Origin of the sequence: Flavobacterium sp. (assembly GCF_036515215.1) — a bacterium.
GTDB lineage: Bacteria > Bacteroidota > Bacteroidia > Flavobacteriales > Flavobacteriaceae > Flavobacterium.
Map to the genome: position 1 here is coordinate 1 of NZ_DATBVQ010000119.1, position 11832 is coordinate 11832.

Consider the following 11832-nt stretch of genomic DNA (forward strand, 5'->3'; position numbering starts at 1 on the left):
ATGGCCTAAACATTCAAACGGCGTTGGTTGTCATGGGTGCAATAGCGGTCATTTATACCGCAATCGGAGGACTGAAGGCCGTTATATATACTGACACCATACAATGGCTAATATTGATTGGCGGATTAGTTTTCATAGGAATTCCCATTGCCTATAATGCTGTGGGTGGCTATGACGTCATCAAGGCGACATTAGCTCCTGAATATCTGTCATTAACCAATGTCAAATGGTATCAAATTTTAAATTGGTCGATAACCATCATTCCGATTTGGTTTGTGGGAATGACATTGTACCAAAGGATTTATGCCAGTAAAGGCGAAAAAGAAGCAAAAAAAGCGTGGCTGATTGCCGGTGTTTTCGAATGGCCCATCATGGCTTTTATGGGAGTAATCTTGGGAATGCTTGCCAAAGTGGCCGCCACAAATGGAATATTTGAAGGTATTACGGACGCCGCATCGATGGATAGCGAAATGGGATTGCCCGTTTTATTGGCGACCATTCTTCCCGTTGGGTTAATGGGACTGATGCTTTCCTCCTATTTTTCGGCCATACTTTCCACTGCTGACAGCTGCTTGATGGCGGCCTCGGGAAATATTGTCACCGATATTCTCGCCAAATTTTCAAAAAAGGAACTAAGCCATGAAAAAGAGCTTCAGCTTTCGCAAATAGTCACACTATTGATTGGTGTTTTTGCAATATTATTAGCATCCCAGATGCAAAATGTATTGGAGCTCATGCTCCACTCCTATGCGTTCATGGTTTCGGGATTATTCATTCCCGTTCTTGGTGCTTTATTTTGGAAGAAAAGCCATCCCATCGCCGCTTTTTGGAGTATGCTTTTGGGCGGAGGTACCACAATTTTTCTGATTATTACCAAAAATAAATTACCTTTAGGAATAAGATTACCCGAACATTTGGACGCAAATATTTACGGGATAAGTATTTCACTACTTCTATTCATTACAATATCGATTTATCATAATAACAAAAAAGAAAGACAAAATGGAATTCAAAATAGTTAATGCAGCTTCAGGAGAAGACAAAACATATAATAATCGTACGATTGCCGAGTTCCTATATACTCATTTAGAGGAGTACGGAGATAAAATCGAAGACATTCTAAAGTGTATCGCCTATGTGATGAATCCCGACAAAGGCGGAAACATTGTGGTAGGTTTAGACGACAATAAAATTGTGGGTGTTACAGTGCTGAACAATACCGGCATGAAAGACTTTATCCCTGAAAATATCTTGGTATATATCGCCGTTGACAATAGCCAGCGCGGTAAAGGATTCGGAAAACAGTTGATGCAAAAAGCCATCTCAATTGCGGAGGGAAATATTGCACTTCATGTGGAACCGGACAATCCCGCAAAAAAACTATATGAAAAACTGGGTTTCACCAACAAATACCTGGAAATGCGTCTCATCAAATAGTCCAAAATGGAAAATTTACAACAACGCCTGGAATCTTTAGTTCTTCTGCGAAAGGAATTGCATAAAAACCCCGAAGTTTCAGGAAAAGAGGTGGAAACCGCCAAAAGAATAGTTGCTTTTCTCGAAAGATACGCTCCCGATGAAATCATCACAGAAATAGGTAAAACTGGAATAGCTGCCATTTACAAAGGCAAGCAAGCGGGCAAAACGGTACTGTTCCGATGCGAACTGGACGCATTGCCTATCGGAGAAATAAACACATTTGAGCATCGTTCGCTAACCGATGGTGTTTCGCATAAATGCGGACATGACGGCCATATGGCTATACTTTGCGGTCTGGCCTCCGAACTCTCCCAAAACAGACCCGAAACCGGAACGGTAATTTTACTGTTTCAACCTGCGGAAGAAGACGGTAGCGGAGCACAAAAAGTGTTTTCGGACCCGAAATTTGCCTTGCTGAAACCCGATTACGTTTTCGCTTTGCACAACTTGCCCGGATTTCCAAAAAATCAAATTGTGGTCAAAAACGACACCTTCACTTGCGCAGTCAATAGTATCATTATAAAACTAAACGGAGTGACTGCGCACGCAGGAGAACCGGAAAAAGGAATTAATCCCGCATTGGCTATCGCTTCGATCATCAACCAATTTGACGCTATTATTCAATCTGATATTTCAAAAGAAAATTATTGTCTTCTTACCCCGATTTACACCGTAATGGGCAAAAAAGCCTATGGCGTTTCTGCCGGTGCGGGAGAAGTACATTTTACGGTCAGAAGCGACAGCAATTCTCAAATGAAGAAAGTAGAAACCACACTTGAAAAATTGGCACAGTCAATCGCAAAAGAACACCAATTGGAATGCAACATAGTTTGGACACAAGGATTTCAGGCCAATGAAAATAACAAAGAGGCAGCAAATCACATCAGAAGTGCGGCAAAAGTCAATGATTTAGAACTATTGGAAAAAGAAACGCCTTTTACCTGGGGGGAAGATTTTGGTTTATTTACCCAGCAATATCCTGGTGCCATGTTTGGACTGGGTTCTGGAGTAAATACACCAGCCCTTCACAATCCCGACTATGATTTCCCGGACGAAATTATCGAAACTGGAATTTCCATTTTTCACCAAATCAGCAAACAAATTACGAATGCACACTAATTCAATAATAGAGCTCAATCGCAAGGCCTATAAAAAAAACATAGATTTTCTGAAGGCTACCTTTGGGAAAAAAGTTAAAATATCATCCGTGGTGAAAGGCAATGCCTATGGACACGGCGTTAAAGAAATTGTCAGCATGGCCTATGAAAACGGGATCACCCATTTTTCGGTTTTTGATGTCCAAGAAGCCAAGTCGGTAAAAGAGGAATTATCGGACAAAGTCACGGTCATGGTAATGGGGCTTGTTCAGGACGAGGATCTGGAATGGGTCATCAATAATGACGTCGAATTTTTTGTTTTTGACAAAAGCAGATTGACAAAGGCCGGGAAAATGGCCAAGAAACTAAACAAAAAAGCCATTCTGCACATTGAAGTTGAAACCGGAATGAATCGCACAGGCTTTGAAAAAAGCGAAATGAATAAGGTTATCGCTTTCCTCAAAAAGGAAAAAGAAAATGTTGTCTTTAAGGGACTTTGCACCCATTATGCGGGTGCAGAAAGCATCACAAACTATTACAGGGTCGATAAGCAAATCAAACGCTTCGACGAAATTTATCAGTATCTTTATAAAAATGACCTCAAGCCGGAAATGAGACATTCAGCCTGTTCGGCCGCATCTATCATGTTTCCGGAAACCAGAATGGATATGGTTCGTATCGGTATTATGCAATACGGTTTGTGGCCCAGTCCGGAGGTATTCGTGAATTATTTGAACACCAAAAAAAGCAAAATAGATCCGCTGCATCGCGTAATTACTTGGAAAAGTAAGATAATGAGCGTCAAAAAGGTAGCCATTGGTGATTTTATCGGTTACGGGACCAGCTTTTTGGCTGAAAGAAAAATGAAGATTGCCGTTGTACCCATTGGCTATTCCCATGGTTACAGCCGCTCCCTAAGCAATCAAGGAAGGGTGCTGATAAATGGGCACCGATGTATAGTGGTAGGATCGGTGAATATGAATATGATGACAATAGATGTTACGGACGTAGAAACCGTAAAAAAAGATGACGAAGTGGTGCTGATAGGTTCGCAAAATGATCTTTCTGTTTCTGTCGCTTCCTTTAGTGATTTCAGTAATCAACTGAATTATGAATTATTAACGCGAATATCTAAAACGATTCCACATAAAATCATTGACTAATGGCATTCATAAAACTATATCGAAAGAAACTGGAAGAAAACTATGCTTTTCTGGATACTATCTTTAAATCCCGAAACATTCAATGGGGAGTCGTTTCTAAACTTTTATGTGGAAATAAAATTTATCTGAAAGAAATAATTGCCCTTGGAGTCAGAGAAATGCACGATTCACGCATCAGTAATTTAAAGAAAATAAAAGCGTTAGATCCTGAAATCCAAACGGTATATATCAAACCTCCAGCAAAGCGAAGCATAGAAAGCATAGTAAAATATGCCGACGTAAGTTTTAATACCGAGATTTACACTATTACAATGCTTTCTAGAGAAGCTATTAAACAAAACAAGACCCACAAAATCATTATTATGATTGAAATGGGTGATTTGCGCGAGGGCGTAATGGGTGAAGAGTTGGTTGAGTTTTACGGTGATATTTTAAAATTGCCCAATATTGAAATTCTCGGTATCGGAACCAACCTCAATTGTTTGAGCGGCATCATGCCTACCCAAGATAAATTAATTCAATTGAGTTTGTATAAGCAGCTGATAGAGGCAAAATTCAGCATACAAATTCCGTGGGTTTCGGGAGGAACTTCCGTAGCAATCCCTTTGATTCTAAAAAATGCGCGTCCCATGGCGGTCAACCATTTCAGAGTTGGTGAAGCCCTATTCTTCGGTAAAGACCTCTTTACTGGCGATACTATTGGTGGCATGCACAATGATGTGTTTAAATTGTATTCAGAAATAATAGAAATCACCGAAAAACCGGATGCGCCAATTGGTGAGTTAGGAGAAAGCGGTGTTGGCACTTCCTATGTGCCAAGCGATTCAGATGATTTGGGAGAGACTTCCTTAAGGGCAATCTTGGATATCGGTCTGTTGGACATGCAACCGCAATATATAGAGGCCGAGGACAGCGATATCACTATCATTGATGCCAGTTCAGATATGCTGGTGATTGACATTTCGAGTTCGAAAAAGAAATATAAAATAGGAGATTTAGTTTCTTTCAAAATACAATACATGGGAGCGCTGTATCTTTTGAATTCTGATTATATCGAAAAAACAATCGGATAAAAGTATATGCTAGTTTTTAATAAAAAGACGACAAATTTATTTTTGATCGTCTTTTTTTGTCCGTAAACAAATGTTAATTATTAGACACCGTAAAACTCAAATACGGCAAAACTACTGGGAATAGACGCACTATGCGGCAGCTTGGAAGAAGGAAAACAAACCACTTTATTTATTTCGGAGGGAGACGCATTAGATATGAGAACAAACAAGTTGACTCATGCCTTTATTCAAGGAAAATTACTGAATTTAGAAAATCATCAATCTAGGCTAAACGCTATGTACAAACAAAAATACAACCAATAACATAAGTCAGAGAAGTAGTAAATCAATTGGAAAATACAATTTTATGACACATTAAAATGTAGATTGATTTTCATAGTTACTAATATTCCAAATCAGACAAGTTGCCAATAGCGGCAATTTGTCCGATTTTTTTTGTTATAGTCATTATGATGTGGCGAAATGATTATCAATCTAAACTCATTTCATGATCTGAAATTAACATATATCAATATTTTGACAATACATTTTGCATTACTCCCATTTTATAGGGGGTCATTTTTTAAATAACGCAAAAATAAGCGAGTACATGGTTGTTTTTGAACGGCATATCGAAACATTTTATATTTTTACGCGGAATTAAAACTAAAAACAATGCGAAAAATTATTTTAAGCGTGATCCTCATCACCCTTCTGGTCCTATCTGTCTGTACGAATTTCATGTTGGCCGAAAATCCAATTCCATCAGAAGCCGTAAAATTTGATACGGGCGACACCGCCTGGATGATTGTCGCTACTGCATTAGTTTTGATAATGACGCCCGGATTAGGTTTCTTTTACGGAGGTATGGTTGGCAAAAAGAATGTCATCAGTACCATGCTACAAAGTTTCATGGCTATGATAATTGTGACCATTCTTTGGGTAATTGTTGGATTTAGTTTGTCATTTGGAACTTCAATAGGAGGTTTCATTGGTGATCCAAGGGACTATTTTATGTTCAAAAACGTAGGGATTACAACTGCCTGGGGAACAATCCCATTTATGCTCTTTGCCTTGTTTCAGGCAAAATTTGCCATAATTACACCCGCCCTGATTACTGGGGCCTTTGCCGAAAGAATTCGTTTTTGGGCTTATATGTTATTCATGGTTTTATTTATTCTTTTTATTTATACTCCATTATGCCACATGACTTGGCATCCGGAGGGACTGTTCTTTAAAATGGGAGTCCTTGATTTTGCCGGTGGAACCGTTGTTCACATGAGTGCCGGATGGGCAGCACTAGCTGGTGCAATGTTTTTAGGAAAAAGAAAAGGCCAAAAATCAAATCCCGCTCGCATAACATATGTACTATTAGGTACAGGATTGTTGTGGTTTGGTTGGTTCGGATTTAATGCGGGTTCGGCCCTTGCCGCAAACGGATTGGCTGCACAAGCTTTGGGAACAACTACTGTAGCAGCCGCTGCCGCAGGAATGGCCTGGGTTTTCTTTGATAAAATCCTCGGACATAAGGTTTCGGCTATGGGCGCCTGTATCGGAACTGTCGTTGGTTTGGTCGCGATAACTCCTGCTGCGGGATTTGTGAGCATCCCAAATGCCCTTTTCATAGGTGTATTCAGTAGTATCGTAAGTAATATTATGGTGAGCAAGTTCCATAAAGGTAAAATTGATGACGCCTTAGATGTATTTGCATGTCATGGTGTTGGTGGAATGACCGGAATGTTGCTGACTGGCGTGTTTGCATCGAAAGCCATAAATCCTGCGGTTACAGATCAGGGGCTTATTTTTGGAGAAACTACGCTTTTCTTACACCAACTGATAGCTTTAGTAATCGTTTCAGTTTTTGCATTTACGATGTCCTATTTCCTTTTCTTTATAGTGAATAAAATCACCCCTCTTCGGGTAAGTGAAGACAGAGAAGAACTAGGCTTGGACATCTCTCAACATGGGGAATTCTTGTAAATAACTAAATAATTTAAATCAAAAAGAGGCTATCAATAAACTGATAGCCTCTTTTTGATTTGCAATACCGAATTTAATCCTATTTCTTGAAATTGGAAATTCCGTTTTTCAACCATGTTTCATATTCTTCCAGAGACACGTAGCTAATGGTTGGAGTGGCTTTATTTAAACTTTCCCCTTCCAAATCGGTCAAAACGTAGAGAGGTTGGGTATTCGTTTTATATTTGGAGATCATAAAGTCAGTCCACTTATCCCCTACTGTTTCTATCTCCGACCCCGTTGTTTTAGAAACAAATTGTTGGTCTTTGGGCAAATCCCGCTTATCATCCACGTATAAAGAAATAAGGACCACCTCATTGTTTAGAAGCGGCAATATTTTGGGGTCAGGCCATACATTATTCTCCATTTTTCTGCAATTCACACAGGCATAACCCGTAAAATCCAGCATGATTGGTTTATTGACTGATTTGGCATAAGCCAATCCCTTATCATAATCCTCAAAAACGACTAATCCGTGAGGACCACTTTTAGCGCCATCAGGTAAAATAGCCATTGGCGCATTCCCTCCAGAACCACCTACTCCAAAAGGACTTTCGCTATATTCCACGGAGGGCGGAAAGGCATTAATCAATTTTAATGGCGCTCCCCAAAGTCCGGGAATTAAATAAATGGTAAAGGTCAGAACCAATAGCCCAAACAGTAGTCTTCCCACTGAAATATGAGTTAGCGGACTGTCGTGAGGCAAAGTGATTTTGCCGAATAAATAAAAGGCCAAGGTTCCAAAAATGGCAATCCAGATTGCCAAGAAAACTTCCCTTTCCAATAAATGCAATTGCAAAACTAAATCAGCGTTCGACAAGAATTTGAATGCTAGGGCCAATTCCAGAAACCCTAAAACCACCTTCACGGTATTCAACCATCCGCCAGATTTGGGCAAAGAATGCAACCAACCCGGAAACATGGCGAAAAGCATGAACGGCAAGGCCAAGGCCAATGAGAAGCCAAACATACCTATGATAGGCGCTATTCCTCCTTTGGAGGCAGCTTCAACCAACAATGTGCCCACAATGGGTCCGGTACAAGAGAACGAAACGATTGCCAGCGCCAAAGCCATGAACAATATTCCGATAATACCTCCCCTATCCGCTTGATTGTCTACTTTATTGGCCCATGAATTAGGCAACATAATCTCGAATGCACCCAGAAACGAGGCGGCGAAAACCACCAATAAAATAAAGAAAATGATATTAAACCAAACATTGGTAGAAAGCGCATTCAAGGCATCAGCACCAAAAATCCAGGTCACCAAAAATCCAAGAAGAACATAAATCACAATAATCGAAATACCATAAATAACAGCATTTCTAATACCCTTGGCCCTACTTTTGCTTTGTTTGGTGAAAAAACTAACCGTCATAGGAATCATCGGGAAAACGCAGGGCGTCAACAATGCCGCAAATCCCGAAAGGAAAGCGATAAAAAATATTGACCATAACCCTCTTCGGGAATCGCCCTTTGCTGCTTCAATCTCTGCGTTATCAGCAGTAGTTTCCACAATAGTACTGGCGCCAAGGCTCGGAACAAGCAAGTCAACCTTTGTAGAATCTACCGTATCTGCCATTTCGACTGTTGGTTTTTCGACCTTTGGCATGGCTGATACAGTTGCGCCGGCTGGAACAGAAAAAGTGAACTTTTTCTCTAGATTGATACAAACCTCCTTGCAAACCTGATAATTCAGTTCGGCTTCAATTTTTGTCGTCTTTGGGTTGCTAACAAGTATTATCTGTTGAATTTGCGCTTTATTCTGAAAATAAGTTTCGTCGACTTCAAAAATGTCATTATAGGCCGTTTTTGTTTTGCTCTCTTTGGCTTTGCCAATAAGACTAAAATTGCCTTTTTGATTCTTAAATATAACTTCCAGCGCCAATGGTCCGCCATCCGGGGTAAATTGGGAGTACATATGCCAATCTTTTTCGATAACCCCATCGAAAGTCAGAATATAAGTTTTGTCCGATTTCTTTTCAATTTTGGTGGTCCATTTTACGGGATCTAATATTTGAGAATTCACATTGGCGAAAGCCAAAAATGCAAGCAGTAAAAAAATAGTTTTCCTCATTATTCTAATTGTATTTTTAATATATTTTGTGTGGTATCGTCTATTCTAAATCGTTCATCCTGTCTGACTCCCACAACCCAAACAATCGTTTCGCCAGACCATAAAATCCATACGTTTTCTTTATCTACCAGTGACAATTTTTCGTCTTTAAAAAGCTTACTTACTTTTTTAGATTTGCCCTCCATTCCGAAAGGCTGAAAATAATCCCCTTGTCTCCAGCGGCGCAAAACCAAAGGAAAGCCGAGTTTGTCTTGGTCTACAAATATAGCGGTATTTGAAGGAAGGGAAATGTCATTTACCTTACAAAACGAAAGATTTAAGGGAACATTAACTTCGCTTGTGTCCCGGTCAATAAAAAAATCTTGGTCAGCAATTTCAGCGTTTATTGGGCATAAAATCAAGAAATCCCTGTCTTTCAACAATCGGAAGCTGGGCGAAAAAACTTGTTTTCCGGACTGACTGTCAACCAAATCATATACGTCATCCCATGCCAAGAATCCGAATTCATGCAGCCACTGGTACAAATACGAGCTGTAATTGGGCAATTTTTTCAATTGATTTAGATCAAAACGTATTTCATTTTCATCTTGACTTGCCACCTGCTGATACACCATAATCGAAGCGTCTTCGACCATTTGCTGTGATTCTTGCAGGAAAGATTGTGTCTTTTGAAAGGAAGCTAGGAATTGTGGGTTAAGCTCTTTAAATAATGGGACTAAATCGTGACGGATTTTGTTTCTCAAATATTTATCCGAGGCATTGCTGCTGTCTTCCCTCCACTGAATGTCATGCTCATTGGCATAGTTTGCAATTTCCTCGCGAGAAAAAAGCAACAGCGGTCGGATGATTTTGTCATTTTGCTCCGGAATTCCAACCAGTCCTTCCAGCCCGGTACCTCTGCTTAAATTTATCAGAAAAGTTTCTACGTTATCATCAGCATGATGGCCAGTGAGAATATAGTCGTAATTTTCGGTCTCCAAAAGTTCGTAGAACCAGTTGTAGCGCAAATCACGCGCCGCCACCTGGGTGGAGAGTTTATAATCTTTGGCGAAAGCTTCTGTGTCAAACTGTGTGACAAAAATCGGGATTTCATTCGCTTCGGCATACTCTTGGACAAAGTTCTGATCCCCAAAACTTTCCATGCCCCTTAACTGAAAATTACAGTGAACTAGGGCGACTTCATATTTCAATTTGTGAAATAGATGAGCCATAACCATACTATCCAGACCACCGCTGGTTGCCAGCAATAGTTTTTTGTTTCCTAAAAAAGGGAAGTTTTGGGCAATATGATGTTTTAGTTTATCTAGCATTCTTCAAAAATAAAGATTAAAATCTGAAATTGTTTTATGAATTCCACTTATTCCAAGACTTCTCGCATCGCTTTTGCCTTAAGCAAACATTCTTCATATTCTTTTTCAGGAACTGACAATGATGTTATGGTGCTACCCACAGAAAAGGACACATATTGCTTTTCCTGATTGTATAAAATACTCCGAATAACCACATTGAAATCGAAATCGCCATCGGGGGTAAAATAACCAAGCGCCCCACTGTATAAACCACGCTTGCTTTCCTCCAGTAAATCAATGATTTTCATTGCTGAAATCTTAGGCGCTCCCGTCATACTTCCCATCGGAAAGCTGGTCTTTAAGGCGTCAATCACACCATATTGAGGATCCAATTTTGATGTGACCGTGGAGATCATCTGATGCACTTGCATAAATGAGTAAATGCCGCACAATTCTGCCACCTGAACGGACCCTTTTTGTGCGGTATGGGATAAATCATTTCGAACCAAATCCGTAATCATAATGTTTTCTGCTCGTTCTTTTGGGTCTGATGCCAATTCAGTTTTTGATTTTTCATCCTCAATCGGATCAGGAAATCGTTTCGCCGTTCCTTTAATCGGCTGGGAAACAATCAAATTGCCCTCCTTTTTCAAATAGCGTTCTGGGGATGCGCACAGCAAAAAATGCTTGTTGTTTTTAAAAAAAACGGCAAACGGAGGTTGCGAAATATCGTTTAGTTTCCGGAACTTTTCCAGTGGGTCTATGTTCGCATTTTCGCCATAAAATTCTATGCAAAAATTTGCCTCATACAAATCACCCTGGTGGATATGAGCAAGCATTTTTGACACTTTTTCGAGATAATTTTCTTTAGAAATCCGTTGATGGATCGTTAGAATTTCTTCTGTTTCGATTTTTGACTTTCGACTTTCGACTATATTTTCTAAATCCTCTTCAAATTCATCCTCGCAAAGACTAAGGTATTGCACTTCAAGTTGATCCCCTTTCAACAAAAATATTTTTTTTGGCTGAAAGAAAAACAGATCCGGAAATTCCAGACCATCAAAATTATTGGATTGCAGCGGCTCAACATCATTTTTCAGATCATAGGCCAAGTAACCAACAATCCAATCCTTGGTAGTTTGTTGGTATTGTTTTAAATCCTCAAAAGCATTTTGGGAGTCCGTTTTTATTGAAGTAAAAGCATCCACAGCCAGCAAACAGTCATAATTGGAATACTGTTGGGGATAATCATTACTATCCATAAAAACAACTTCGCGGAATTGTTGCGACCAAATTAAAAGTTGTTTTTTGAACAATTTTGGGTCTGAAATGTGTTTGTGAATCGATGTTCTCAAAAAGTACTTGTTTTTAAAAACTCAAAATTACGATAAAAAAAAACCTTTAATATATCATATAAGAAAAATCAGTCCATTTTTTTTTGTAAATTTACAATAACGTACCGCCTCACAAACGCTTATTTGAAAAAAGCAGTTTTTCAGATGAAGGGACAGGTAATGGGAAATAATATATTAGGAATAAAAGTGTGACAGCACCACATAAAACGATAACCAATAAAACCTAAATACTATGAAAATCGCCACCATCATTGTTCGGACTCTACTTGGTCTTCTGTTCCTTTATACTTCCGTCAGTTAT

At 39.4% G+C, this 11832-nt stretch carries 9 protein-coding genes and 1 pseudogene; 7 read left to right on the top strand and 3 right to left on the bottom strand.

Features of this window, described 5'->3' with window-relative positions; translation table 11 throughout:
* From VIH09_RS08155 to VIH09_RS08185, 7 genes and pseudogenes are all read left to right on the top strand, one after another.
* Positions 1 to 1022 (top strand): sodium:solute symporter family protein (locus VIH09_RS08155; RefSeq protein WP_331579745.1); only part of this gene is annotated, 1022 nt, incomplete at its 5' end.
* A complete protein-coding gene (locus tag VIH09_RS08160; protein WP_331579747.1) occupies positions 1003 to 1437 on the top strand; it encodes a GNAT family N-acetyltransferase in 435 nt (144 codons plus the stop codon). The genes VIH09_RS08155 and VIH09_RS08160, both read left to right, overlap by 20 nt.
* A gap of 6 nt (positions 1438 to 1443) precedes the next feature.
* The gene (locus VIH09_RS08165; RefSeq protein WP_331579749.1) at positions 1444 to 2598 is read left to right on the top strand and encodes an amidohydrolase; all 1155 of its coding nucleotides are present in this window, start codon (positions 1444 to 1446) and stop codon (positions 2596 to 2598) included.
* The gene (gene alr / locus VIH09_RS08170) at positions 2588 to 3739 is read left to right on the top strand and encodes an alanine racemase (protein WP_331579751.1); all 1152 of its coding nucleotides are present in this window, start codon (positions 2588 to 2590) and stop codon (positions 3737 to 3739) included. Before VIH09_RS08165 ends, alr begins: the two co-directional genes overlap by 11 nt.
* The gene (locus VIH09_RS08175; RefSeq protein ID WP_331579753.1) at positions 3739 to 4812 is read left to right on the top strand and encodes an alanine/ornithine racemase family PLP-dependent enzyme; all 1074 of its coding nucleotides are present in this window, start codon (positions 3739 to 3741) and stop codon (positions 4810 to 4812) included. Before alr ends, VIH09_RS08175 begins: the two co-directional genes overlap by 1 nt.
* 96 nt (positions 4813 to 4908) lie before the next feature.
* Positions 4909 to 5115 (top strand): annotated as a pseudogene (locus tag VIH09_RS08180) (amidohydrolase); the annotation flags it as partial.
* A gap of 351 nt (positions 5116 to 5466) precedes the next feature.
* Positions 5467 to 6771, top strand: coding sequence for an ammonium transporter (locus VIH09_RS08185; RefSeq protein ID WP_331579755.1), 1305 nt, complete (start codon positions 5467 to 5469; stop codon positions 6769 to 6771).
* 79 nt (positions 6772 to 6850) lie between these two features.
* On the opposite strand, the gene VIH09_RS08190 is transcribed toward VIH09_RS08185, so the two are convergent.
* From VIH09_RS08190 to VIH09_RS08200, 3 genes are read right to left on the bottom strand one after another with little or no spacing between them, the layout of a single operon-like run.
* Entirely contained in the window at positions 6851 to 8887 is a 2037-nt protein-coding gene (locus tag VIH09_RS08190; RefSeq protein ID WP_331579757.1) for a protein-disulfide reductase DsbD family protein, read from the bottom strand.
* Positions 8887 to 10197 carry a tRNA lysidine(34) synthetase TilS gene (gene tilS, locus VIH09_RS08195; RefSeq protein ID WP_331579759.1) on the bottom strand — a complete coding sequence of 437 codons (1311 nt, stop codon included), beginning with the start codon at positions 10195 to 10197 and terminating at the stop codon, positions 8887 to 8889. Before tilS ends, VIH09_RS08190 begins: the two co-directional genes overlap by 1 nt.
* Before the next feature lie 47 nt (positions 10198 to 10244).
* Positions 10245 to 11531 (bottom strand): anthranilate synthase component I family protein, encoded by a 1287-nt coding sequence (locus VIH09_RS08200; protein WP_331579761.1) that lies wholly within the window; start codon positions 11529 to 11531, stop codon positions 10245 to 10247.
* Positions 11532 to 11832 lie beyond the last annotated feature (301 nt).